We start from the raw sequence: 25,322 nt of genomic DNA on the forward strand, positions 1-25,322 counted from the left end.
GCCGCTGACATAAATAAGCACATCTGCTTGGTCGGTCACAATCCGGCGAGGGTTCAGTGTGGAGATCCGCGGATCGCCACGACCAACCGGCAGCGATTCGGCAGTGGAAGGACTGATGTTGCGATGCTGAGCGACGAGGAAGTGGAGCGGTATGCGCGTCACATCGTGCTGCGCGACGTCGGCGGTCCCGGACAGGCGGCGCTGAAGCGCGCGTCGGTGCTGGTGATCGGCGCCGGCGGGCTCGGCGCGCCGGCGCTGATGTATCTCGCCGCCGCCGGCGTCGGCACCATCGGCGTGGTCGACGACGACGTGGTGTCGCTGTCCAATCTGCAGCGGCAGGTCATCCACGCGACGCCGGATATCGGCAGGCCGAAGGTCGACAGCGCGGCCGAGCGAATCAACGCGCTCAATCCGCATGTGGCGGTCGTCACGCACCGGACCTGGCTCAATGCCGACAACGCGCTCGAGCTGATCGGTGGCTACGATCTCGTCCTCGACGGCTCGGATAATTTCGATACCCGCTACCTTGCGTCGGACGCGTGCTTCCTGGCGAAGAGGCCGCTGATATCAGGCGCGCTCGGTACCTTCGATGCGTCGCTGACGACGATCCGTGCGCATGAGACGAACGAGCAGGGCGATTTCAATCCGACCTATCGCTGCCTGTTCCCCGAGCCGCCGCCGCCCGGCACCGTTCCGGCCTGCGCCGAGGCCGGCGTCATGGGCGCACTGGCCGGCACGCTCGGATCGATGATGGCGCTGGAGGCGATCCGCGAGATCGTCGGCTTCGGCGAGGGCCTGGTGGGACGGCTGCTGATGCTGGACGCCCGCACCATGCGCTTCGAGACGCTGCGCTATCGCCGCGATCCGGCCAATCCGTTGAATGGCGACGGGCCAGTCATTGCGGATCTGAGTGCGCATCAGAAGTGATGTGTGAGTAAGCCTCGAGGCGCGCTACGCACTCCCTCGTCATCCCGGACAAGCCCGGCGACGCAACGCGTCGTCGGGCGCCGATCCGGGATCCATACTCCGCAGCGGTCGTGACGAGCAAAAAGCCAATGGCCAGCGTGCCTCAAACCGCCCCTGGGGGTATGGGTCCCGGCGTTCGCCGGGACGACAGTGATTGCTGGGTAGGCCGCCTGCCCTACAGCATGCTCGGCAGCACGCGGTCCGGCGGACGGTGGTTGTCGAGGAAGGTCTTGATGTTGATGATGACCTTCTCGCCCATTTCGACGCGGCCCTCGATGGTGGCCGAGCCCATGTGCGGCAGCAGCGTCACCTTGCCGGCCTTCGCCAGCCGCACCAGGCGCGGATTGACCGCGGGCTCGTGCTCGAACACGTCGAGGCCGGCGCCGGCGATGTCGCCGGCTTCGATCAGCCGTGTCATCGTTTCCTCGTCGATCACCTCGCCGCGCGCGGTGTTCACGATATAGGCGTCCTTGCGGATCAGCTTGAGGCGGCGCGCCGACAGCAAATGGAATGTCGCCGGGGTGTGCGGACAGTTCACCGAGATGATGTCCATCCGCGCCAGCATCTGGTCGAGGCTCTCCCAATAGGTGGCGCCGAGCTCGTCGGCGATGACGGGCGCGACCGGGCGGCGGTTGTGATAGTGGATCTGCAGGCCGAAGGCGCGGGCGCGTCGCGCCACCGCCTGGCCGATGCGGCCCATGCCGATGATGCCGAGACGCTTGCCGCCGATGCGGTGGCCGAGCATCCAGGTCGGCGACCAGCCCGCCCAGTTCTTGCCCTCGGTGAGCACCGAGGCGCCCTCGATCAGCCGCCGTGGCACGCTGAGGATCAGCGCCATGGTCATGTCGGCGGTGTCCTCGGTGAGGACCTTCGGCGTGTTGGTGACGGTGATGCCGCGCGCAACCGCCGTGGCGACGTCGATATTGTCGACGCCGTTGCCGAAGTTGGCGATCATGCGCAGCTTGCAGTCGGGCTGGTTGAGAATGTCGGCCGAGATGTGGTCGGTGACGGTCGGAACCAGCACTTCGGCCGTGCGCACCGCGTCGGCGAGCTGCTCCTGGCTCATCGGCTCGTCGTCGAGATTGAGGCGCGCGTCGAACAGCTCGCGCATCCGCGTCTCGACCGAATCCGGCAGCTTGCGCGTCACGACGACGAGGGGCTTTTTCCTACCTGACATGTGCTGCTCTCATGAGATCCTTCAGACCTCATTAACCGGGTTCGCCGAAACTACCGTCGTCGCCTGAGAAGGGCGTTTCCCTGAACGGGTCGTGTCGGACTCACCGGTGGGCCGATCCGTCCCTGACAGGGTTTCGCGAGCGATTCTCAGGCGCTTCCTGGCCGCTTGTGTTGGGTCCTGTCTAGCAGAAGGCCGGGCCAAGACAAGAAGCCAACGGCGGGTCAGGACCTGCGCTGCGGCAAGCCCTCTCTGTGCACGAAGGGGGGCAGCCCGGCGGTTCGATGGGGATCGGGCGAAGGATCTCGGACGCGAACACGGCGTCGATCCTTGCGAGGGAGAGTGAGTTGAGTTCGATGGTGTTGCTGCGTTGGGGTGTGGTCGTGGTGCTCGCGGCCGGTCTGTTCGATTGTGCCGTCGGCGTCGGGGCTGCGGCGAAGGATTCGGCTCTCAGCACCAGCGGCCTGCCGGTGCCGCGCTATGTCAGCCTGAAATCTGATCATGTGAATGTCCGCGCCGGTCCGACCAAGGACAACGACGTGGCCTGGGTCTACACACGTTCCGGCCTGCCGGTCGAGATCACCGCCGAATACGAGAACTGGCGGCGGGTGCGCGATTCCGAGGGCTCCGAGGGCTGGGTCTACCACTCGCTGCTGTCCGGACGCCGCACCGCGGTCGTCACCATGAAGAACAAGGACGATCTCACGCCGATCTATGACAGCGCCGACACCAACAGCGCCGTCACCGCGCGGCTGCAGGCCGGCGTCGTCGCGCAGGTCAAGAAATGCGGCAATGGCTGGTGCCGCGTGCTCGGCAACGGCTTCGAGGGCTGGATCCAGCAGCAGCGGCTGTGGGGCGTCTATGCCGACGAGCAGGTCAACTGACGAGCAGGTCAACTGAGATGCCTTGACCGGCCGGCTTTTGCCGGCCGCCGTTTCGACGTCATCCCGACACGAAAATGCCCGCGGAGGCCGCGGGCATCGGTCGCACCAGAATGGCGGGTTCAGCCCGCTCAGCGCTTCTTGCGCAGCCGCACCACCATGTCGATGCGCGCGATCTCATAGCCTTCCGGCGCCTCGGGCAGCCGCGACAACGCCAGATGCTGGTCCGGGATATCGACCAGCTCGTGGTTGTTCTCGAGATAGAAGTGGTGATGCGCGGTGACGTTGGTATCGAAATAGGTCTTGGTGCCGTCCACGCTGACCTGGCGCAGCAGGCCCGCGTCGGTCAGCTGGTTCAGCGTATTGTAAACGGTGGCGAGCGAGACCGGAACCTTGGCCAGCGTCGCTTCCTCGTAGAGCATTTCGGCGGTGAGATGCCGTGCGCCCTTGCCGAACAGCAGCCAGCCCAGCGCCATCCGCTGGCGCGTCGGACGCAGACCCGCGGTCTGCAGCATCTCGTTGACGTCGTGCCACGGGCAGCCGTTGAGGGCCGGCTGACGACCGCTCCCAAGACCTTCCGGGTTGCCCCGGTGGCCACTCATCGAGGCGTTGTTGCTGGCATCCACTTCAAGCACCACACAATTCACATTCATCCATAATCGATATAGGGAGAAACCCACTCAGATGCAAGCTTATCGCAACTGACCGATCTAGAACGCCCCTAAAATGCGTTTGCCGCACGGGCCGGCTGCAGGGCGAAATTCCGCGGCGATTTCCCAGGCTAGGCGCATTGACGCCGCAATACCCTATGTTAGAGAGCGGCCCGGACCCGATCTGCCCTGTCAATGGGAGCGCGGCTGGCGATCTCGCCATGGCCGCGGACGGCCAAGTCCGCCAGGAGGGATGGTCCGACCATCGAACCGACGGGCGGCCCGACCGGGAGGGGCTCGAAAGGGTTGACGCGCGGAAGGTCCACGTCGCGCGGCACCAATTCCACCGGGGATCGTCAGGGAAAGGCCACCAAGCATGCTCGATCGGCGCAGCAGTTACGAATACGAAGACCTGCTGGCCTGCGGCCGCGGAGAATTGTTCGGCCCGGGCAATGCGCAGCTGCCGCTGCCGCCGATGCTGATGTTTGATCGCATCGTCGAGATCAGCGAGACCGGCGGCGAGTACGGCAAGGGCCTGGTGCGGGCCGAGCTCGACGTCAAGCCAGACCTCTGGTTCTTCGGCTGTCATTTCAAGAACGATCCTGTCATGCCCGGCTGTCTCGGCCTCGACGCGATGTGGCAGATGGTCGGCTTCTTCCTCGGCTGGACCGGCGGCGCAGGACGCGGACGTGCCCTCGGGCTCGGTGATCTCAAGTTCTCCGGCCAGGTCCTGCCGACCGCGCGCAAGGTCGTGTACAACGTCGACGTCAAGCGCGTGATGCGCTCAAAGCTGGTGCTCGGTATTGCCGACGGGTGGCTTTCGATGGACGGCGACATTATCTATCGCGCCAAGGACTTGAAGGTCGGCCTGTTCAAGCAGGACAGCGCGCCGTCGTGAACCGGCGGTCCTGAACCAGAGACAGTGCAGCAGGCGCGGCGATCACAGAACACACGAGCAAGGTGAGGCGGACATCATGAGGCGGGTTGTCATCACGGGCATGGGCATCGTCTCATCGATCGGCAACAACACGCAGGAAGTGCTGGCGAGCCTGTACGAGGCGAAGTCCGGCATCTCCCGCGCGGAGAAATATGCCGAGCTTGGTTTCCGTTCGCAGGTGCAAGGTGCGCCGACGCTGAATCCCGCCGATGTCGTCGACCGCCGCGCCATGCGCTTCCTCGGCGAAGGTGCGGCGTGGAATCACGTCGCGATGGAGCAGGCGATCCTCGATTCCGGCCTGGAGCCGACCGACGTCTCCAACGTCAGGACCGGCATCATCATGGGCTCGGGCGGACCGTCGACGCGAACGCTGGTCGAGGCCGCCGACATCACCCGCACCAAGGGTCCGAAGCGGGTCGGACCGTTCGCGGTGCCGAAGGCGATGTCGTCGACGGCCTCCGCGACACTCGCGACCTGGTTCAAGATCAAGGGCGTCAACTACTCGATCTCGTCGGCCTGTGCGACGTCCAATCATTGCATCGGCAATTCCTATGAGATGATCCAGTACGGCAAGCAGGACGTGATGTTCGCCGGCGGCTGCGAGGAACTCGACTGGACGCTGTCGGTGCTGTTCGATGCGATGGGCGCGATGTCGTCCAAGCACAACGCCACGCCCGCGACGGCGTCGCGTCCCTATGATGTGAGCCGCGACGGCTTCGTGATCGCCGGCGGCGCCGGCGTGCTCGTGCTCGAGGAGCTGGAGCGCGCCAAGGCGCGTGGCGCCAAGATCTACGGCGAGATCGTCGGCTATGGCGCGACCTCGGACGGCTACGATATGGTCGCGCCGTCGGGCGAGGGCGCCGAGCGCTGCATGCAGATGGCGCTGTCGACGGTGAAGACGAAGATCGACTACATCAATCCGCATGCGACCTCGACGCCGGCCGGCGATCCGCCGGAGATCGAGGCGATCCGCAAGGTGTTCGGTCGCGGCGAGAAGTGCCCGCCGATCGCCGCCACCAAGGCGCTGACCGGCCATTCGCTCGGCGCCACCGGCGTCCAGGAGGCGATCTACTCGCTGCTGATGATGAAGAACGGCTTCATCTGCGAGAGCGCCAACATCACCGAGCTCGATCCTGCCTTTGCCGACATGCCGATCGTGCGCAAGCGCGTCGACAACGCCAGGCTCGGCACCGTGCTGTCGAACTCGTTCGGATTCGGCGGCACCAACGCGACGCTGGTCTTCAAGCACCTCGACGCTTAAGGTTTCGAACAGCACTGGTTCCCAGGCGGGCCGGACAACAGCGCGACGAATTTCGCACCGCTGTCCGGCTATCGGCGTCTTTGGAGCCTGACGATCATCTTCGCTGGGTCGGCCCGGCATCACGAAGGAGAGTGAGCATGCAGGGTCTGATGGCAGGCAAGCGCGGTCTGGTCATGGGCATCGCCAACGACCATTCGATCGCCTGGGGCATCGCCAAGACGCTGGCTGCGCACGGCGCCGAGATGGCGTTCACCTATCAGGGCGACGCGCTCGGCAAGCGCGTGCGCCCGCTCGCCGACGAGCTCGGCGTCAAGCACGTGCTGCCCTGCGACGTCGAGGACATCAACAGCGTCGACAGCGTGTTCGCGAGCTTGCGCGAGGCCTGGGGCGGCCTCGACTTCGTCGTTCACGCCGTCGCCTTCTCCGACAAGAACGAGCTCAAGGGCCGCTATGCCGATACCTCGCGCGAGAACTTCTCGCGCACCATGCTGATCTCCTGCTTCTCCTTCACCGAGATCGCCAAGCGCGCCGCCGAGCTGATGCCGGAGAGCGGCGGCAGCATGATCACCCTGACCTTCGACGGCTCCAACCGCGTGATGCCGAACTACAACGTGATGGGCGTCGCGAAGGCCGCGCTCGAAGCCTCGGTGCGCTACCTCGCCGCCGATTTCGGCCGCCGCAACATCCGCGTCAACGCGATCTCGGCGGGCCCCGTGCGCACGCTGGCCGGCTCCGGCATCGGCGATGCCCGCTTCATGTTCGCTTTCCAGCAGAAGCATTCGCCGCTCGGCCGCGGCGTGACCCTGGAGGAACTCGGCGGCTCCGCGCTCTATCTGCTGTCGGAGCTGTCCGGCGGCGTCACCGGCGAGCTCCACTATGTGGACTCCGGCTACAACGTGATCTCGATGCCGCGGCCCGAGGATCTCAAGGCCGAGTAGGGGCTGATCCGCGTCGACAGGGATTTTCGCGCTCGTCGCGCCTGAACTTCCCGATCCAGCAGCCGGCGACGCGAGGCCGTGTTCGGTGCCGTGGTGTCAGTTTCCGCTTGGCCGACCTTCCGATCGCAGCAGCGCAGGCAGGGTCCAGTCGAGGCTTCTTGCCAGCAGTGATCGGATGGTGTCGCGAAAGGCAACGCTCCTGGCGCCCTGCTGTGGAGCGGTCGGGTATTCGGTCGCGTCGATCTCCTGCACCGGCTGGTAGGCCTGCCAGTCGCCCTTGAGATCGATTCGCGGCGCCGGGCCTGTCGTTGCGCGGGCCTCACCGAGCAGCTCGAAGCTCTTTCCGTCGTAGATCCGGATCGCGGTCAGGGCATGGAGATAGGCCCTGTCCTTCGCCCCTAAGCCTTGAACCCGCGTGATACCGAAGCCGATCGGCGAATAGCGAGACGATGCGATCGGGTATGCTTCGCGATAAATCACGACGTAGCGGTCACACGACGTGCCGGTCGAAACGGTCCGTGCGAAATCCTTGATGTCGGACGCGACGCTCGAGAAGAGCTCGGACTTCTTTCTTGGCCGGTGCAGTTCATCCTTGTCGTAGGCGATGTTGCGCACGGCAAGGCCGCGGGCAGCGGCTTGGACCCGACTGAACACCAACGCATCCAGATTCCAGTCGACCTGGTCGTACCGATGGGTCCGTTGGAATGCGAAAAACCCCTCGCTCGTGACCTCGAACTTGTTGCCCGCGATCGAAATCAGTCCGAGGTTGCAGCGCAAGGTCTGCGCAATTTTCCCCTGGTCCCGTGCACCCGTCCGATCAGACCGGGGTGGGCTCGACGCGGGTTGGCCACCTGCAGGGCTGCCTCCGACAATGACGGCAACGATCAGCACGGCTGCGAGGGCGCGGGGAAAGGACATGAATTCCGGCGAGATGTCGTTGACGTCACGCCGAAGCTAGAATGCAAATTGGCATGGGCGCAAGCCGTCCCGCTCGCCCAACCGGACCAGCATCCGGCCATTCGCGGCGACAATTGCTGTGATCGACCCAATTTGTCGCAATTGAACCAGGCCTCACCTGCGGGATAGTCAGGCCATCGTCGCGCGCTCTGGCGGTCGCCCGCCTCGTCGACGACGAATGCATGGGGGCGCGCGTCGTCAGGGATGGCCAGCGGTGCGCGCCGGCGGCAAGACACATCGTGGAGTGATCATCGATGCTGCGTTGGAAGGTCCGAAGCATCGTCCTGTGTGCGACGATCGGCGGTGCATGGGCTGCGGGCGGCGCCACTCCGGCACACGCCCAGTCGACGCTCTGGGACTCCACGATCTCCAACACGCATTGGTATGTGCCGACGGCCCAGCTGCTGGCCTACATATCGCCGAAGACGGGCTTCACGAACCCGATCGCAATCGGCGATCAGACGCTGTGGACCCTGGGCACGGCGACCAACGGCGCCTTTACCGGAACCAGCGTTGCACAGCTCAGGATCGGCCCGTCACTGCTCACCGACACCTCGACCATCCAGGGCTTCGTCACGCCCGGCGGCCAGATCACGATGCTGTTCACACCGACCGGCGGCGGCACCGTGACGGTCGGGCTCGGCAACATGCGGACGATCGGCGGCGTCTCCAGCATGGAGATGCAGATGATCACCGGCGATACGCTGCTGGTGTCGCATTGGGCCTACATGCTGCCCTACGATCCCGCGACCTTCACGCCGCCGCCGTCTGCTCCGGTGCCGGCGAACTCGGTGCCGCAATGGGCGTGGACGGCCGGCACGCCATGGCGCATCGTCAGCCCGACCCTGTTCGGCACGCAGGCGCCCGGCCGCTTCGTCATCAGCAACTACCAGAACGGCTATTTCTGGGGCGCGGGTGCGGCTCCCGCCGGCAGCGCCGCAGGCGGCTTCACGCTGCTTGGCTCGGTCACGCCGGAGGGCAGCGTGCTGTTCAACACGCTGTCCCGCGGCAATCTCACCAGCCTCTACGGCACCGCGACCGGCAGCGCCTCCGGCGCGCAGATGATCACGTCGACCTACGATCTCACCGGCAGCCTGACCGGAGATCTGGCGACGATGTCGCTGATCCAGCCCTATGGCGACACGCTGCGCGCCGCGGGTGGCCGCGTCGGCCTCGAAGCGGCCGGCGTGCTGTACAGGCTGTCGATGACCTCCGCAGGATGGAGCGGATCCATGGTTTCGGGCTTTGCCGCGCTCGACAATCTCAGCGGGACGTCGCTCAGCAACGCGGTGAAGCAGACCCTCCCGGTGCTGACCGGTGCCGCCTCGCAGGCCACTTATGTGACGCAGCGCGAGGTCCGGGAGACGATGACCAACAGGCTCGACGACATTGGCCTCGGTGGCGCTGCCGGCCGGAACGTCTGGATGCAGCCGCTCGGCGGCACCGCACGGCAGGCGGGGCGCGACGACGTTCCCGGCTACAACGCGTCCGGCGGCGGCCTGGCGATCGGCGCCGACGCAGCAATCTCCTCGCAAGCGATCGTCGGCGGCATGTTCGGCTATTCACGGCAGACGATCGCGGGGAGCGACGACGGGGTCGCGAACCGTCTCGATCTGTCATCCTACCATCTCGGGCTCTACGGTGCCTACGCCATCAGCCGCGGCCTGATGCTGGACTATCAGCTCGACGGTGGTTGGAGTGACAATGGCGAGAGCCGAACGTTGAGCTTCATGAATGCATCGGCTGGCGGAAGTTATCGCTCCAGCACGGGCCATGCCGGCGCCGGTCTCAAGACGCCGGTGTCGCTGACCGATGCCTTCACGATGGTTCCGTCACTGCGCCTCGACTACGGCACGGTGCGCAGCAATGCCTATCGGGAAAGCGGCGTCGGCGGCTTCAGCCTGAACGTCGACCCGCAGACCTATCAGGAGCTGACGGCGACCGCCGGGCTGAAGGCCATCTATCAGGTGGCGAAGCGGGTCCGTCTGACGGCCGATCTCGGCGCCGGATACAATGCGCTGAACCAGCGGCTGCAGATCGGCGCGGCCTTTTCCGGCGGCGGTGAGAGCTTCGTCACCAGCGGTCTCGGCCTGTCGCCCTGGGTCTACTCGACCGGCGTCGGGCTGGTCGCCGCCGGCAATGATCAGCTCGACCTCAGCTTTCGTTATGGGCTGCGCGCGACTCCATCCGGCCTCGTCCAGCAGTCCGGCTTCGCGACCCTCAAGGTCAGGCTATAGTCGCCTCCAAGCCTACTCCTGAGCGAAATAGTCCGGCAACGCCTGGTCGAGCCGGAACCGCAGCATGGACCGCGCCATATCGCGCAACACCGTGTTGCTGGCGGCGTCCTCGGGCTTTGCAGGAAAGGCGGAGTTGTCGACGTCCCCGGCGTGAGACGGCGGGCCCATGCCCGAGGTCAGAAACGACATGACGCTTTTCGATCTCGCCGGAGGCTTGAGCTTCTCGAATGTTGCGCCATCGAACAGTTGAGCGGCGAGCATGACAAACACGTGGGTGTAGCGCACCAGCCCCGCCACACGGCTAACGACTCCGATGCCCGACACCGTGTCATAAGTCGATGGCTCGTGGCCGGATGCACGTAAGATCACGAGATAGCGCGCGCAGCCGGCGGAGCCAGCGACCTTCCTGACGATGGCCGGCAAGACCTGATTTGCCTCCACGGCCGATGTCGACTGATATAGCGGGTCGAACGCACCCTTCGGGACAGCGATGCGGCGAACGCGGTCGCCGCCCGCGGCTTTGGCGCGCGCGTAGATCAGGTCGTCGAAGCCCCAGGAAACCGGCACCCGTTTGAAGTCACCGCCAAGTTGCAAAATGCCGCTGTCCTGCACGGAAAACACGTCGCCGACCGCGGCGATCAGTCCGGTATCGCAGCGCCCCGCGTCCCGCGCGGCTGCTGCCGGTTTGGACGATTTGGCATTCGCGATCCCTGTTGTGGGCGCGGCTCTGGTGGTCGGTGTCGACGGCGCGGATTGCGCAAGCACGTTGCCCGGCGTGAAGGCCAATGCGAGCAGCAGCGGGGTGAGCCGGCGCCAGACTGGCGTGGCGAACGCGCGGTGCGCCGAGCACGTCATGGGAGGTGTCCTGTCGGTTGGCCTGCCGCCGGTCAGTGCTCTTCCGTCTTGAAATACGCCGGCATGTCGCGATCGAGCTGCCCGCTGACGAGACGCCGAATGACGTCGCGCAGCCCGGCATTGTTGGCGGCCTCCGCTGCGACGGCGGGATACAGCGACTGATCGACGTCGACCATGCCGGGGATCTTGACCAGGTCCTCACCGAGGCTTTGGAGCACACGCTGAACGGTGAAGTTGGGGTTGCGCAGCGTCTCGAACGTCTGGCCGTCGAGCAGCCGGATGTCGAGATAGGCGAAGATGAAGGTCCGGGTGAACAACGGGCCCATCTGGAGGATGCCGACTCCGGTGGCGTTCACATCGGTGTTGCCGATGCGGTTGGTCTGGCGCCGGACCACGAGATAGCGGCGGCACCCGGCCGACGCCACGATCTGCTTCACGACGCCGGTGAGCGTCTCGCTCTCCTGGCGCAGGAAGAACAGCTTCGGCTTCTCGAAATTGTCGAACAGTTGCTTGTCGTAGGTGATGCGACGAACGCCCGCGCCGCCCGCGGCCTTGATGCGCGCGTAGATCAGATCGTCGATCCCCCAGTTCACCGGCATCTCGGCGAACTCGTTGTTGAAGACGGTGAGCCCGATCTTCTGCACGGTGAACAGGTCGTGCGTCGCGGTGATGACGCCCATGTCGCAGGGGCCGCTGTCCACGGCCGCGGCCGGCTTTGGAGCCGCCTTCTTGCCGGCCGACTTCTTGTCTGCTGGCTTCTTGTCGACTGGCTTCTTGGCAGCGGCCGGCGGCTTCTCAGTGGGAGCAGGCGGCTTTTCAGCAGGAGCAGACGCTGAAGGCGCCTGAGCCCACGACGGCTGAATGAGAACAACGGCGAGAGCGACGACGGCGAGGCGGCGGATCAGCATGAGCAGCTCGGACATCGGTACGGTTCGAAAACGGCGGATGCCGTCGGGAACCCGAACCTAGTTCCCCGGCAAAGCCGCGCGCAATGCCTTTCCGGCCACAGGGGAACCATGTCGCAAATGCACGCGGTGAGATCAGCCCCTGGCGGGGCTCTCGCGTTTCCAGCGATAGAACTTCATCATCCGGCCGTGCGTCGGATCGGCTTCCGTCTTCTCGAGCACGAAGCCTTCGCGCTCGTACCAGCGCCATGCCTTTTGGTTGCCCTCGGCGCAGCGCAGCCAGATCTCGTTGGGCAGCACATCGCGGGTGAAGGCAAGCAGGCGGCGGCCAAGCGAGCGGCCTTGATAGGCGGGAGCGATCATCAGCTGGTCGAGATAGAGCCGCTCGATGTTGATCGCGAGCATCGCCACGAGCGTGCCGCCGTCATCGGCCACGTAGAGACTCCAGCCGCCGGCCACCTCACGCGGTACGCGTGCTTTCAGGACGTTCAGCAGGGTCTCGCTCGGGCTGTCCAGCCCGGTCGAGCACCAGCTCTCCATCCAGAGCGAGGCGACGGCGTCGTATTCAGCCGGTCTTGCGGAGCGGATGATCGTCTCGGGCATCGGACACGAGCCTCCAGCACCATTTAGCTGTGAACGTAAGCCCTCTCCTCGGTCATTGCGAGGAGCCAACGGGTCTGCGCAAAGCGCGGCCCGATGACAGGCTCCGCGACGAAGCAATCCAGAGTCCCGGGCGCGGCCCCTGGATTGCTTCGCTTCGCCCGCAATGACGCGGAGAGACCTGCAACGGAAAACAAAAAGGGCGGCCCGAGAGCCGCCCTTGATATCTCGTTCGCAAGCCCGGCGCGGCTTTACTCGCCAGCGGCTTCCCGCGCCTCGGCGGGGGCGTCCTTCTGCTTGGCTTCGAGGTCCTCGCCGGTGGTCTGGTCGACGGCCTTCATTGACAGCCGGGTCTTGCCGCGATCGTCGAAGCCGAGCAGCTTGACCTTGACCTTGTCGCCTTCCTTGACGACGTCGGTGGTCTTCTGCACGCGCTTGTCGGCGAGCTGCGAGATGTGCACGAGGCCGTCGCGGGTGCCGAAGAAGTTCACGAAGGCGCCGAACTCCATCACCTTGACGACGGTGCCGTCATAGATCTGGCCGACCTCCGGATCGGAGGCGATCGACTTGATCCACTTGATGGCGGCCTTCATCGCCTCGCCATCGCTGGAAGCGACCTTCACCGTGCCGTCGTCCTCGATGTTGACCTTGGCGCCGGTCTTCTCGACGATCTCGCGGATCACCTTGCCGCCGGTGCCGATCACTTCGCGGATCTTGTCGGTCGGGATCTTGAAGGTCTCGATGCGCGGCGCGTATTCGCCGAGCTCGGCGCGGGCCGCGGTCAGCGCCTTGGACATCTCACCCAGGATGTGGATGCGGCCTTCGCGGGCCTGGCCCAGCGCAACCCGCATGATCTCCTCGGTGATGCCCTCGATCTTGATGTCCATCTGCAGCGAGGTGATGCCGCTCTCGGTGCCCGCGACCTTGAAGTCCATGTCGCCGAGATGGTCCTCGTCGCCGAGGATGTCCGAGAGAACGGCAAAGCGCTTGTCCTCGAGGATCAGGCCCATCGCGATGCCCGCGGTCGGCCGCTTCAGCGGCACGCCGGCATCCATCAGCGCCAGCGACGAGCCGCACACGGTGGCCATCGACGACGAGCCGTTCGACTCGGTCACCTCCGACACCACGCGCGTGGTGTAGGGGAACTCGTGGTGCGGCGGCAGCACCGGATGGATGGCGCGCCAGGCGAGCTTGCCGTGGCCGATCTCGCGGCGCTTGGTGCCGCCGAGGCGGCCGGTCTCACCGACGGAGTAGGGAGGGAAGTTGTAGTGCAGCAGGAACGTCTCTTTGTACGTTCCCGACAGCGCGTCGATGTACTGCTCGTCCTCGCCGGTGCCGAGCGTGGTCACGACCAGCGCCTGGGTCTCACCGCGGGTGAACAGCGCCGAACCGTGGGCCCGCGGCAGCACGCCGACTTCGCAGACGATGTTACGCACCGTCTTGGCGTCGCGGCCGTCGATGCGCTTGCCGGTATCCAGGATGTTCCAGCGAACGATCTTGGCCTCGAGCTCCTTGAACACGGCGGCGACACGGAGCTTGTCGTATTTCGGCTCCTGGCCTTCCGGGAAGAAGTGGGCCATCACCTTTTCCTTGACGGCGCCGACCGCAGCATAGCGCTGCTGCTTGATCGGAATCGCGTAGGCGGTGCGCAGGTCCTGCTCGGCGATGCCGAGCATCTCCTTCTCGATCGCGCTGTTGTTGATGATCGCGACGTCGCGCGGCTCCTTGGCGGCCTTCTCGGCGAGCTCGATGATCGCGTTGATGACCGGCTGGAAGTGACGGTGACCGAACATCACCGCGCCGAGCATGATGTCCTCGTTGAGCTCCTTGGCTTCCGATTCCACCATCAGCACGGCGTCCGAGGTGCCGGCGACGACCAGGTCGAGCTGGGTGTCGGCCATTTCGTCGAGCGTCGGATTGAGGATGTACTCGTCATTGGCGAAGCCGACGCGGGCAGCGCCGATCGGGCCCTTGAACGGCACGCCCGACAAGGTCAGCGCGGCGGACGCGGCGACCAGCGCGACGATGTCCGGATCGTTCTCCATGTCGTGCGACAGCACGGTGACGATCACCTGGGTCTCGTTGCGCCAGGCATCGACGAACAGCGGGCGGATCGGGCGGTCGATCAGGCGGGAGACCAGCGTCTCCTTCTCGGTCGGACGGCCCTCACGCTTGAAATAGCCGCCGGGGATGCGGCCAGCGGCGTAGGTCTTTTCCTGATAGTCGACGGTCAGCGGCAGGAAGTCGACGCCTTCGCGCGGCGACTTGGCGGCGACGACGGTGGCGAGCACGATGGTCTCGCCATAGGTGGCGAAAACGGCGCCGTCAGCCTGGCGCGCGATCTTGCCGGTTTCCAGCTTGAGCGGACGCCCACCCCAGTCGATCTCGACGGAATGCTTGGTAAACATGGGTATCTTCTTTCATGAGATGAGTGAAGGCAGACCCCCCGGAAACAAAAAAACCATGCGCAAGATTGCAGGGCGCTGGAGAACGAGCAGCGCCCTGCGATCCTGCCATGGTTTTCTTATTTCGGATGGCGTCCATCCTTCTCGTAAACAACGGGCACCTTGCCCGTCACGCCCAGCGGCCGGATTGCTGCTGAGACGTACTGCACAGTCTGGGCAGGATCGTTCGAAGAGCGTAACCGCTTCTTTCCGGATCCGGCCAGACCGCATCATCCCGGACTCGTGAACGCCGCAGCAGAGCAGCGTTCCCGGGATCATGCCGTAACGCGCGCGAACCTCGCGCGCGTTCATTCCAGGTCGAAGCTCAACGACGGATGTTGTGCTTCTCGAGCAGCGCCTTGTAGCGCGCCTCGTCGTTCTTCTTCAGATAGTCGAGCAGCGAACGGCGGGTCGACACCAGCTTCAGGAGGCCGCGGCGGGAGTGGTTGTCCTTGCCGTGGGTCTTGAAATGGCCGGTCAGGTTGTTGATGCGTTCCGACAGGATCGCGACCTGCACCTCGGGAGAACCGGTGTCACCGGCCTTGGTGGCGTTCGCCTTGATGATTTCCGCTTTGCGCTCTGCGGTCACCGACATCGTCAGTCTCTTTCGTTGCGACCGGAGCTGGCAGTCAGTCCGGTCAGGTTGAACACGCGCTTGGGGATGAGTTCGCCATTGCCAATTTCGGCAAGCGCCAAAAGGCGGCCTGCGACCGTGACATAGACTGTGCCGCTACTCTGGGGCGCATCCCGTCCGCGCAACAAGACGGCCTGGCCCCTGTGGAGCCTTGCCGCATCAGCCCGAGTGACGGCCAGTGCCGGGATGTCGTCCAGCGCGGTCTCAACGGGCAGCAGTGCGTCGGCGAGGCTTCCCTCACCGGACGCGGCTCTATTGCACAAAGCCTCCAGCTGTTCCAGCGGAATCATGTCGTTCTCGGTAAACGGACCGACCAGGGTCCGCCGGAGAGCGCTGATATGGCCGTAACAGCCGAGGATCCGGCCCATGTCGCGGGCCAGTGCCCGGACATAGGTTCCCTTGCCGCATTCCGCCTCGAATACCGAATGGTCGGGATCGGGCTGGTCGACGAGGATCAGTTCGTGGATCTCGACCGGGCGCGGCTGCAACTCGACGACCTCGCCGTCACGGGCGAGATCATAGGCGCGCTCGCCCTGGATCTTGATCGCGGAATAGCGCGGCGGGGTCTGCTCGATCCGGCCGGTGAACTGCGGCAGCAGGGCGCGGATCGCCGCGGCATCCGGGCGGCTCTCGCTGGTCTCGACCACCCGTCCCTCGGTGTCATCGGTATCGCGCTCCGCGCCCCAGGTGACGGTGAAGCGGTAGCGCTTGCGGCCGTCCATCACGAAGGGCACGGTCTTGGTGGCTTCGCCCAGGGCGATCGGCAGGCCGCCCGAGGCCAGCGGATCGAGCGTGCCGGCATGGCCGGCGCGCTTGGCCTGGAACAGCCGCTTGGCCACGGCCACGGCCTGGGTCGAGGTCATGCCGATCGGCTTGTCGAGCACCACCCAGCCATGAACGTCGCGGCGGTCGCGGCGCGGCTGGTTGCCTCGCTGCTGCTTGCTGCGCGGATCATTGTTGTCGCGCGGACGCCCGTCGGCAGCGTGATTTTTTTTGATCGTAACGGCGGTCGTGTCGGCGTGGGGCGTATCGACAGTGCCGGTTTCGGGGGGAATGGTCATCAGCTCTCTTCCGAATCCGAATTGAGGTCTCTCTGCACCGCAGGTGTTCGCAGTAATTTCTCGATCCGTTCCGCCTCGTCGAATCGCTCGTCGACACGGAAGCGGATGTCAGGTGCAAATTTCAGGTTAACGCGGCGCGCAACCTCGCCGCGCAGGAACTTCTTGTTGCGCTCCAGCGCCGCGATCACGACCTCCGTGTCGCGCCCGCCGAGCGGCATGATGTAGATCGTTGCGAGCTTGAGGTCGGGCGACATGCGGACTTCGGGCACCGTAACGATGTGTCCCTCCAGGTCCGGATCGTGCACCTGACCCTGGCTGAGAATGTCGGCGACAGCGTGACGCACGGTCTCGGCCACGCGCAGCTGGCGCTGCGAGCCGCCGGAAGCGGCGGCGCTTCCCCTCTGATGATGACGAGGCATTTTGCGAAAAATCCAATGGATCGTCGCCCGGCGTGAGCGCGGGCGAGAGGATCATTCTGATTGAGTTCAACGACGCTTGGTTAAGTTCAAGACGGGCAGCGATTCCGCTGATGCACGGAATCGCTGCTCGCTTGAAAGGACAGCGCGCTCTGTAGGATTCGGACTTACAGCGAGCGCTGAATGGTCTCCACGCGATAACACTCGATGACGTCGCCGACACGCATGTCGCCGTAGCTCTCGAAGGCCATGCCGCATTCCTGGCCGGCCTGCACTTCCTTCACTTCGTCCTTGAAGCGCTTCAGCGTCGACAGCTTGCCCTCGTGAACCACGACGTTGTCGCGGATCAGGCGGACATTGGCGCCGCGCTCGACGGTGCCGTCGGTGACGCGGCAGCCGGCGACCTTGCCGACCTTGGAGATGTTGAACACCTCCAGGATCTGCGCATTGCCGAGCATGGTTTCGCGCAGCGTCGGCGCGAGCAGACCGCTCATCGCCTTCTTCACGTCATCCACGAGGTCGTAGATGATGTTGTAGTAGCGGATCTCGATGCCGTTGCGCTTGGCGAGCGCGGCGGCTTCCTTGTTGGCTCGGACCGAGAAGCCGATGATCGCGGCGTTGAAGCCTTCGGCGAGCGTGACATCGGACTCGCTGATGCCGCCGACGCCGGCATGCAGGATGCGGGCGGCGACCTCGTCGGTGCCGAGCTTCTCCAGCGAGCCGAGAATGGCTTCCAGCGAACCCTGCACGTCGGCCTTGATGACCAGCGGGAATTCCTTGCGTCCCGCGGTCTTCAATTGCGACATCATCTGCTCGAGCGAACCGCGCATGCCTGAAATCGAGGCTGCCGCGTTCTCGCGCTTCTGGTGCGCGCGATAGCTTGTGACCTGGCGGGCACGGGCTTCGTTCTCGACCACGGCGAGACGATCGCCGGCTTCCGGCGGACCGTTGAAGCCGAGCACCTCGACCGGGACCGACGGGCCGGCCTCCTGCAGGGTCTCGCCCTGGTCGGAGATCAGCGCGCGGACGCGGCCCATCTCGGCGCCGGCGACGATGATGTCACCCACACGAAGCGTGCCGCGCTGGACCAGCACGGTGGCGACCGGACCGCGGCCGCGATCGAGCTTGGCTTCGATCACGGTGCCCTCGGCCGGACGATCCGAATTGGTCTTCAGATCGAGGATGTCGGCCTGCAGCGCGATCATCTCGAGCAGACGATCGAGATTGGTCTTGTTCTTGGCGGACACCTCGACGTCGACCACTTCGCCGCCCAGCGATTCGACCTGCACCTCGTGCTGGAGCAGTTCGGTGCGGACGCGCTCGGGACGGGCATCGGGCTTGTCGATCTTGTTGATCGCCACGATCATCGGCACCTTCGCCGCCTTGGCGTGGTTGATCGCCTCGATCGTCTGCGGCATGACGCCGTCATCGGCGGCGACCACCAGCACGACGATGTCGGTGACCTTGGCGCCGCGGGCGCGCATCGCGGTGAATGCGGCGTGGCCGGGCGTGTCGATGAAGGTGATCTTCTTGCCGGAGTCCGGTGCGGTCACCTGATAGGCGCCGATGTGCTGGGTGATGCCGCCGGCTTCGCCCGAGACCACGTTGGCGTGGCGCAGCGCGTCGAGCAGCGAGGTCTTGCCGTGGTCGACGTGGCCCATGACGGTGACGACCGGCGAACGCGGCTCGGTGTCGGAGGAATCGTCGACGACGTCGAACAGGCCCTCTTCCACGTCGGAGGCGGCGACGCGCTTGACGGTGTGGCCGAGCTCTTCAGCAATCAGCTGCGCGGTATCGGCGTCGATCACGTCGGTGATCTTGTGCATCGCGCCCTGGCGCATCAGCAGACGGATCACGTCGACCGCGCGCTCCGACATGCGGTTCGCCAGTTCCTGGATGGTGATCGCTTCCGGAATCGTCACCTCGCGGATCAGCTTTTCCTTCTGCTCGTTGGCGGCATGGCCCTTCAGGCGCTGGGTGCGGCGGCGGAACGAGGCGATCGAGCGCTCGCGCACGTCGTCGGCGGTGAGCGCGGTGACGACCGTCAGGCGGCCGCGCTGCTTCTGCGGGCCGGGCTTGTGCGTGGTCTTCGGCGGGGGCGCCGGACGCGCCGCGCCACCGGGACCACGGCGGATCTGCCGCGGACCCTCATCCTCGTCGGGACCTGCTGCGACACCAGGGGCGCGGCCGAGCGGACCGCCACCGGCGGGACGGGCGCCAGCGGGGCGTGCGCCGCCAGGCTGTGTACCGGCGGGACGTGAACTTCCGCCGCCGATCTGCGGCGGGCGGCTGCCGGGAGCACCGACCGGTCGGCCGGGGGCCTGGGCCGGACGGGCCGGAGCGGACGACGACGACGGCTGCGGTGCCGAGGCTGCCGGACGCGGCGCCTCGCCTTCGCCGAAACGCTTCTTGGCCTCGAGCTCGGCCTTGCGCTTGGCTTCTTCCTCGTGACGGTGACGCTCTTCCTCGGCCTTGCGGCGAGCCTCGGCGGCCTCACGCTCGGCGCGTTCGGCTGCTTCGCGCTCGGCGCGGCGGCGGGCCTCTTCCTCGGCCTGGCGGCGTTCCTCGACGTCGCGGATTCGCGCGTCAGCGAGCGCGCTGGCGCGGGCCGAACGCTCGTCCTCGGTCAGGGTGCGCAGCACGACGCCGGACCCGCTGCGCTGAGCACCGGGACGCGGACCGGACGGGCGGTTGCTCGGCGGCGGCGGCGGCGGTGCCTTGGCGACGACCGGCTCCGGCGCGTGCGGAGCATCGGGGCCGTCGCCGGCGCGGCGCTTGGTGCCCCGCTTCTCGACCACCACCTGCTTGCTCCGGCCGTGTGGGAAGCTCTGACGCACCGTGCCAGTCTCGACGCGCGGCTTGAGCGTCAAGGTCTTGCTCGGGACACCGAGTTTCTTGTCGCCCGGAGTGTTTTGATCGGCCATTCAGTCGTCCTAATCTCGTTTACCAGCGTGCGGGTCTGCCGCACCGTCCCATTCGTGCAAATCGTCGCGTATTCAGTCGCTATGTCTTCGAAGTCGAAGCAGATTTCGTGGCCGCGGTTCCGGCAATCTTGTCAGCGTCGGCCGACCGGTATCGGACCAGTGTCTGGCTGCGCGACAGGAATGTCCTGCTCGCCGGGCCTGCGAGCACGGCAGCATGTATCACATTTGAGCGCCCAAGTGCCAAATCCAATTCTGCCGAAGTGAGGCAGCAGATGATCGGAAATGTCAGGGCTTGTCCGTCATCCCCGCCGTTCGGGCGGGCGAGGGCGTCGAGCTTGCGAATCCCGTCGGCCGCACCGTCGGCCGCGTGCAGGAGGGCGGCCAACGTGGTCCTGGACTGCCGCTGCGACAGCGCCGCCTCTACCTTGGAAAAACCCGAGACGACCTGACCGGCCTTGGCCGCGATCCCCAGCGCCTCGATCGCGCTGCGGACGAGCAGAGCGTCCAGCTCATCGGCCAGTGCCGGATGGGCGCGGACGTTGGTCTTGAATCCCCGGCTGAAATGGTGACGCCGCACCGCTTCCGCAACGGCCGCTTTCGATGCCGTGATCCAAAGACCCCGTCCCGGCAGCTTGCGCTTGATGTCGGGCACGACCTCGCCCGACGGGCCGACGACGAACCGGACCAGCTCGCCGATCGGCCGCACCTCGCGGCTGACCGCGCACATGCGCGTGGTCGCGGACTTTTCGGTCCGCGGTCCATTGTCGAGCTCGGGGTCGGCCAAAGCGAGCATGCGGTCGTGCGGCTCCTCATCTCAAGCGATCGGGGTCATGGCGGAGGTCATCACCGTATCCATGGCTCAGGCGGTCTGTTCTTCGGATTCGTCCTCGGCCTCGGCCTCAGGCTTCGCTAGGTCGGCCTCGGTGATCCAGCCGGCCTTGACGCGGGCCTGCATGACCATGGCTTCGGCGTCATCGCGCGAGACATCGAGGCCGTCGAGAATACCGGCAAACTTGGTCTGCTCGCCGCCTTCCTTGCGCTCGGTCCAGCCGACCAGATCGTCGGTGGCGCAACCGGCGAGATCGTCGACCGTCTTGATATCGTTCTCGCCGAACTTGACCAGCATCTTGGTGGTGACGCCGGGCACGTCCTTCACCGCATCCTCGACGCCCAGCTCCTTGCGCCGGGCCTCGAGCTCGGCCTCCTGCTGCTCCAGGAATTCGCGGGCGCGGGTCTGCAGTTCGGTCGCGGTCTCCTCGTCAAAACCCTCGATGCCGGCGAGATCCTTGAGATCGACCAGCGCCAATTCCTCGACCGAGGTGAAGCCTTCGGACGCCAGCAACTGGCCGACGACCTCGTCGACGTTGAGTGATTCCATGAACACCCGGGTGGAGTTCTCGAAGTCGGCCTGGCGGCGCTCGGATTCCTCCTGCTCGGTCAGGATGTCGATGTCCCAGCCGGTCAGCTGCGAGGCGAGGCGGACGTTCTGGCCGCGGCGCCCGATCGCCAGCGACAGCTGGTTGTTGGTATCGGGAACGACCACTTCGATGCGCTCGCGGTCCTCGTCGATGACCACCTTGGCGACTTCGGCCGGCGCCAGCGCGTTGACCACGAAGGTCGCGATGTCAGGCGACCACGGAATGATGTCGATCTTCTCGCCCTGCAGCTCGTTCACCACGGCCTGCACGCGCGAGCCGCGCATGCCGACGCAGGCGCCGACCGGGTCGACCGAGGAATCGCGCGACACGACGCCGATCTTGGCGCGCGAGCCGGGGTCGCGGGCAACCGCCTTGATCTCGACGATGCCGTCATAGATCTCCGGCACTTCCTGCGCGAACAGCTTGGCCATGAATTGCGGATGGGTGCGTGACAGGAAGATCTGCGGTCCCCGGGTCTCGCGGCGGACGTCGAACACGTAGGCGCGGACGCGGTCGCCGTTGCGGAAGACCTCGCGCGGCAGCATCTCGTCGCGGCGGATGATCGCCTCGCCGCGGCCGAGGTCGAGGATCACGCTGCCATATTCGACGCGCTTGACGACGCCGTTGACGATGTCGCCGATGCGGTCCTTGAATTCCTGGTACTGCCGGTCACGCTCGGCCTCGCGCACCTTCTGCACGATGACCTGCTTGGCCGATTGCGCGGCGATGCGGCCATACTCCAGCGGCGGCAAGGTGTCGGCGATGGTGTCGCCGATCTGCGCGCCCGGATTGGCGCGGCGCGCGTCATCCAGCGAGATCTGGTTGGAGGGGTTCTCGACCTTCTCGACCACCAGCATGTGGCGCGAAAGCCGGAGCTCGCCCTTGCGCGGATCGATCTCGGCATGGACGTCGGTCTCGCTGCCATAGCGGGCGCGGGCGGCCTTGGCGATTGCGTCTTCCATGGCGGCGATCACGATGCCACGGTCGATCGACTTCTCGCGCGCGACGGCGTCGGCGATCTGCAGCAGTTCCAACCGGTTGGCGCTGACGGCCATGGCTTTGGTCTCCTCTAATCAGGATCGATCTCGCCTCTGCGCGCGCGGTCGGCGGCGAGGCGATGTTTCTTGGTATTGGTCGGCAGCGGCTTCTTGACCGGCTGCTTGTCCTTCAACTTCGGTTTCGGCTTGGCCTGGGCGGCCGGCTTGGCGTGCGGCGCCAGCGGCGGGGCGAGCCCGAGGTCGCGCTTTCTCTCGCGCTCGGCGGCCTTGCCGCGGCGCATCGACTCGGCGATCAGTTCGTCCGTCAGCACCATCTTGGCGTCGCCGATGTCGGCCATCGGTAGCACGACATCGGGGTCCTGGTCTTTCGCCACGTCGTCGCGGGTGATGCGAACGCCGTCGCCTTCCACGCCCTTGATGATGCCGCGGAAGCGTTTGCGGTTCTGATGCGCCACCGCCATCTCGATCTTCACGAGATGACCGACATGACGCTCGAAATCGGAGCGGCGGACCAGCGGCCGGTCGATGCCCGGCGAGGAGATCTCGAGCCGGTAGGCACGTTCGATGGGGTCGGCGATATCGAGCACTGGCGACAGCGCCCGCGACACCGCCTCGCAATCCTCGATCTGCATCGTGCCGTCGGGACGCTCGGCCATCACCTGCACGGTGCAGCCGGCCTCACCGGAGATGCGGATGCGCACCAGGCGGTAACCCATTCCCTGCAGCACCGGATCGGCCACGGCAGCAACCCGCGCGGCCACGCCCGGCTCGACCACGAGGCGGGGCTCGGTCAAAAGCTCGGTATCAGCGGCTGCGAACGTTGGTTCCGTCATCGAGGCGTCGATCGCGTGTCTTGCTTGGTTCGGCTGTTGGGCCAGGTCGATCGCGCTCACCGGACGGATCGCGCCAAGGGCAGAGCGATCCAGGTAACAAAAAAGAGCGGGTCCGGAAGGGCCCACCCTCACTACGCGATCGTATATGAGATGATTGATGGCGCCCCATATAGCCGCTTTGCCGACGGACGGCAAGGGTCGTGTTGTCCTAAACTCGGGCGCGGAACTCCGGTGCGCGGCCGACCGGGGTGGCGCCTTGTTGGCGGCGTTCGCCGCAGCGGTTCAGGCCTAATCCTTCGTTCACCAAGATCGCATAAATTGGACCGCGTTTTCGTAACCGTTCGCGTGCTCCGGGCTGGAGCGGCGGACGATGGTGTGGCGTTGCGTACCGAGTAGACATCATGACCCCCGCGACCGCGCTGATCCCCGGGCTGGATGGGATCGTCAGTCAGGGCGACGCCGTGCGCGGCCTCGAGGCCACGCGTCGCATCGCCGATCTCTTCTTCGAGGATGCGGCGCGGCTGCGTCCCGAGCACATCAATCTGTTCGACGGATTGCTGATGGATCTGGTCCCGTTCGCCGACGTGCCGACGCGGGTCGATCTGTCCGAGCGGCTGTCGCGCCTCGCCAAGGCGCCGCGCGCCGTCGTTGGTCAGCTCGCGTGTGACGACGAAGTGACGGTTGCGGCTCCGCTGCTGCGCCGTTCGCCCGTGCTCGACGACGGTGAACTGACGAACATCGCAAGAGGCAAGAGCCAGGGCCATCTGCTCGCGATCGCCGAGCGGCCTCGGCTTGCCGCTGGCACCACGGACGTGCTGGTGCGTCGCGGAGATCGCGATGTGGTGCGACGGACTGCAGCGAACAATGGCGCGACGTTCTCCGACGCTGGCTATTCCGAGCTGGTCAATCGCGCGAGCTTCGATGGCGTGTTGACGCTGACGGTGGGCAAGCGCGGTGATCTGTCCGACGCACATCTGAAGCAACTGCTCGCAGGCTCGCTCGACGTGATCAAGCGGCGGCTGTTCGATGTGGTCGGATCGGACAAGCAGGCCAGGATCAGGCAGGCGATGGCCGAACTCGCCGATGCTGCGAGCGCGACTACGAGCAGGCGCAATTTCGTGCCGGCGCAGCGGTCCATTCTGTCGCTCTATGAGGCGGACGCGCTCGACGAGGCCGCGCTGCTCGGCTTCGCGCGGGAGCGCAAATACGAGGAAGTGATCGCAGCGCTCGCCGCGATGTCCGGGCTGAAGATCGCGACGCTCGATCGTCTTGTCGCAGGCGATCGCCACGATCCGCTTCTCATTCTCGGTCGCGTGATCGGGCTCGATTGGAGCACCGTGCACGCGCTGATTCTGCTGCGGCTCGGGCCAAAGCGCGTGCCGGCGCAGCGCGACATCGACGTCATCCGCGTCAACTACGCACGGCTGGCGTCATCGACGGCCGAGCGCGTCGTCGCATTCTGGAAGACGCGGCATTGACATATTTCTCGCCGTCGCGTCAGCTTCGTCGGAAGATCAGGTAGTTGGCGACGCGGCCCTCGCGCGTGGCCTTGCGCCCGTAGCGGGTCATCGTGTAGCCGGGCCAGGGCAGGCGCCAGTCGTCGGCCCGCTCCGCGGTCCATGCGAAGTCGGGCGAACGCAGCATGTGCCACAGGGTCCAGGCGCAATAATCGGCGATGTCGCTGACGAAGCGGAATTCGCCGCCCGGCTTCAGCGCGCGCGCCATTGCCGCGATGGTCGCGTCCTGCACGAAGCGTCGCTTCCAGTGCCGCCGCTTCGGCCAAGGGTCGGGGTGAATCAGATCGATCCGCTGCAGCGATTGCGGCGGCAGCCAGCCGAGCAGCTCCGCGGCATCGCCGGCGAGCAGCCTGACATTGCCGATGTTGTCGGCCTCGATCGCCGAGAGGATCTTGGCCATGCCGTTGACATAGGGCTCGCAGCCGATGAAGCCGGTCGTTGGATAGGCCTTGGCTTCCGCGGCGAGATGCTCGCCGCCGCCGAACCCGATCTCGAGCCGCAGCGCGTCGACAGGGGGATCGAACAAGGTCGGCAGCACGGATTCGGCAGGCGCTGACAGATCGAGCGCGAGATGCGGCAGCAGGTTCTCGACCAAGTCGGCCTGGTGTGCGCGCAGCTTATGACCCTTGCGGCGGCCGAAGAACGAGCCTTGGCCATGGGAGCCTTGGCCGTGCAGAGTGTCGTTGCCGGTGTGATCGTCGTCGATGGGCAGCATC

Annotated in this window: 22 protein-coding genes; 7 read left to right on the top strand and 15 right to left on the bottom strand. The window is 65.8% G+C overall.

From position 1 onward, the window contains the following. Positions 1-123 precede the first annotated feature (123 nt). Positions 124-927 (top strand): HesA/MoeB/ThiF family protein, encoded by an 804-nt coding sequence (locus ACQR1I_RS30050; RefSeq protein WP_434869700.1) that lies wholly within the window; start codon positions 124-126, stop codon positions 925-927. 214 nt (positions 928-1,141) lie between these two features. Here the strand turns inward: ACQR1I_RS30050 and ACQR1I_RS30055 are convergent, their stop codons facing one another. Then, on the bottom strand, positions 1,142-2,143 hold the full coding sequence (locus tag ACQR1I_RS30055) for a 2-hydroxyacid dehydrogenase (RefSeq protein WP_434869701.1): 1,002 nt from the start codon (positions 2,141-2,143) through the stop codon (positions 1,142-1,144). Between the two features lie 353 nt (positions 2,144-2,496). Here ACQR1I_RS30055 and ACQR1I_RS30060 point away from each other — a divergent pair, with 353 nt between their 5' ends. Then, a complete protein-coding gene (locus ACQR1I_RS30060) occupies positions 2,497-3,024 on the top strand; it encodes an SH3 domain-containing protein (RefSeq protein ID WP_434869702.1) in 528 nt (175 codons plus the stop codon). A gap of 128 nt (positions 3,025-3,152) precedes the next feature. Here the strand turns inward: ACQR1I_RS30060 and irrA are convergent, their stop codons facing one another. Further along, complete coding sequence (irrA, locus tag ACQR1I_RS30065) at positions 3,153-3,623, bottom strand: iron response transcriptional regulator IrrA (RefSeq protein ID WP_434869776.1); 471 nt, start codon at positions 3,621-3,623, stop codon at positions 3,153-3,155. Positions 3,624-4,047: 424 nt separating this feature from the next. Between irrA and fabA the strand changes: the two genes are divergently transcribed. From fabA to fabI, 3 genes are all read left to right on the top strand, one after another. Further along, positions 4,048-4,569, top strand: coding sequence for a 3-hydroxyacyl-[acyl-carrier-protein] dehydratase FabA (gene fabA, locus ACQR1I_RS30070; RefSeq protein WP_434869703.1), 522 nt, complete (start codon positions 4,048-4,050; stop codon positions 4,567-4,569). Between the two features lie 76 nt (positions 4,570-4,645). Further along, positions 4,646-5,869, top strand: coding sequence for a beta-ketoacyl-ACP synthase I (gene fabB, locus ACQR1I_RS30075; RefSeq protein ID WP_434869704.1), 1,224 nt, complete (start codon positions 4,646-4,648; stop codon positions 5,867-5,869). 137 nt (positions 5,870-6,006) lie between these two features. Then, on the top strand, positions 6,007-6,807 hold the full coding sequence (gene fabI, locus ACQR1I_RS30080; RefSeq protein ID WP_434869705.1) for an enoyl-ACP reductase FabI: 801 nt from the start codon (positions 6,007-6,009) through the stop codon (positions 6,805-6,807). Positions 6,808-6,903: 96 nt separating this feature from the next. On the opposite strand, the gene ACQR1I_RS30085 is transcribed toward fabI, so the two are convergent. Next, on the bottom strand, positions 6,904-7,725 hold the full coding sequence (locus tag ACQR1I_RS30085; protein ID WP_434869706.1) for a hypothetical protein: 822 nt from the start codon (positions 7,723-7,725) through the stop codon (positions 6,904-6,906). A 293-nt stretch (positions 7,726-8,018) separates the two neighbouring features. Here ACQR1I_RS30085 and ACQR1I_RS30090 point away from each other — a divergent pair, with 293 nt between their 5' ends. After that, on the top strand, positions 8,019-10,001 hold the full coding sequence (locus ACQR1I_RS30090) for an autotransporter outer membrane beta-barrel domain-containing protein (protein ID WP_434869707.1): 1,983 nt from the start codon (positions 8,019-8,021) through the stop codon (positions 9,999-10,001). Positions 10,002-10,013: 12 nt separating this feature from the next. Here the strand turns inward: ACQR1I_RS30090 and ACQR1I_RS30095 are convergent, their stop codons facing one another. The 11 genes from ACQR1I_RS30095 to rimP form a co-directional block, all read right to left on the bottom strand. Then, on the bottom strand, positions 10,014-10,856 hold the full coding sequence (locus ACQR1I_RS30095) for a hypothetical protein (protein ID WP_434869708.1): 843 nt from the start codon (positions 10,854-10,856) through the stop codon (positions 10,014-10,016). Between the two features lie 32 nt (positions 10,857-10,888). After that, on the bottom strand, positions 10,889-11,779 hold the full coding sequence (locus ACQR1I_RS30100; RefSeq protein ID WP_434869709.1) for a hypothetical protein: 891 nt from the start codon (positions 11,777-11,779) through the stop codon (positions 10,889-10,891). Positions 11,780-11,896: 117 nt separating this feature from the next. Further along, the gene (locus ACQR1I_RS30105) at positions 11,897-12,364 is read right to left on the bottom strand and encodes a GNAT family N-acetyltransferase (RefSeq protein WP_434869710.1); all 468 of its coding nucleotides are present in this window, start codon (positions 12,362-12,364) and stop codon (positions 11,897-11,899) included. A gap of 248 nt (positions 12,365-12,612) precedes the next feature. Then, a complete protein-coding gene (gene pnp / locus ACQR1I_RS30110) occupies positions 12,613-14,769 on the bottom strand; it encodes a polyribonucleotide nucleotidyltransferase (protein ID WP_434869711.1) in 2,157 nt (718 codons plus the stop codon). A 361-nt stretch (positions 14,770-15,130) separates the two neighbouring features. Further along, complete coding sequence (rpsO, locus tag ACQR1I_RS30115) at positions 15,131-15,400, bottom strand: 30S ribosomal protein S15 (protein ID WP_015663225.1); 270 nt, start codon at positions 15,398-15,400, stop codon at positions 15,131-15,133. A 2-nt stretch (positions 15,401-15,402) separates the two neighbouring features. Further along, complete coding sequence (gene truB / locus ACQR1I_RS30120; RefSeq protein WP_434869712.1) at positions 15,403-16,500, bottom strand: tRNA pseudouridine(55) synthase TruB; 1,098 nt, start codon at positions 16,498-16,500, stop codon at positions 15,403-15,405. After that, entirely contained in the window at positions 16,500-16,919 is a 420-nt protein-coding gene (gene rbfA / locus ACQR1I_RS30125; protein WP_434869713.1) for a 30S ribosome-binding factor RbfA, read from the bottom strand. Before rbfA ends, truB begins: the two co-directional genes overlap by 1 nt. A 164-nt stretch (positions 16,920-17,083) precedes the next feature. Continuing rightward, positions 17,084-19,840 (bottom strand): translation initiation factor IF-2, encoded by a 2,757-nt coding sequence (gene infB, locus ACQR1I_RS30130; RefSeq protein ID WP_434869714.1) that lies wholly within the window; start codon positions 19,838-19,840, stop codon positions 17,084-17,086. A gap of 79 nt (positions 19,841-19,919) precedes the next feature. Continuing rightward, entirely contained in the window at positions 19,920-20,633 is a 714-nt protein-coding gene (locus ACQR1I_RS30135; protein ID WP_434869715.1) for an RNA-binding protein, read from the bottom strand. Positions 20,634-20,699: 66 nt separating this feature from the next. Then, positions 20,700-22,313 carry a transcription termination factor NusA gene (nusA, locus tag ACQR1I_RS30140; RefSeq protein WP_434869716.1) on the bottom strand — a complete coding sequence of 538 codons (1,614 nt, stop codon included), beginning with the start codon at positions 22,311-22,313 and terminating at the stop codon, positions 20,700-20,702. Between the two features lie 14 nt (positions 22,314-22,327). After that, positions 22,328-23,089 (bottom strand): ribosome maturation factor RimP, encoded by a 762-nt coding sequence (rimP, locus tag ACQR1I_RS30145; protein WP_434869777.1) that lies wholly within the window; start codon positions 23,087-23,089, stop codon positions 22,328-22,330. A 401-nt stretch (positions 23,090-23,490) separates the two neighbouring features. Between rimP and ACQR1I_RS30150 the strand changes: the two genes are divergently transcribed. Beyond that, complete coding sequence (locus ACQR1I_RS30150; RefSeq protein WP_434869717.1) at positions 23,491-24,567, top strand: DUF2336 domain-containing protein; 1,077 nt, start codon at positions 23,491-23,493, stop codon at positions 24,565-24,567. Positions 24,568-24,586: 19 nt separating this feature from the next. Here ACQR1I_RS30150 and ACQR1I_RS30155 read toward each other — a convergent pair whose 3' ends face one another. Next, positions 24,587-25,321 carry a tRNA (guanine(46)-N(7))-methyltransferase TrmB gene (locus tag ACQR1I_RS30155; RefSeq protein WP_434869718.1) on the bottom strand — a complete coding sequence of 245 codons (735 nt, stop codon included), beginning with the start codon at positions 25,319-25,321 and terminating at the stop codon, positions 24,587-24,589. Position 25,322 lies beyond the last annotated feature (1 nt).

The sequence above is a fragment of the Bradyrhizobium sp. HKCCYLS2038 genome (assembly GCF_051167655.1).
Taxonomy (GTDB): Bacteria; Pseudomonadota; Alphaproteobacteria; order Rhizobiales; family Xanthobacteraceae; genus Bradyrhizobium.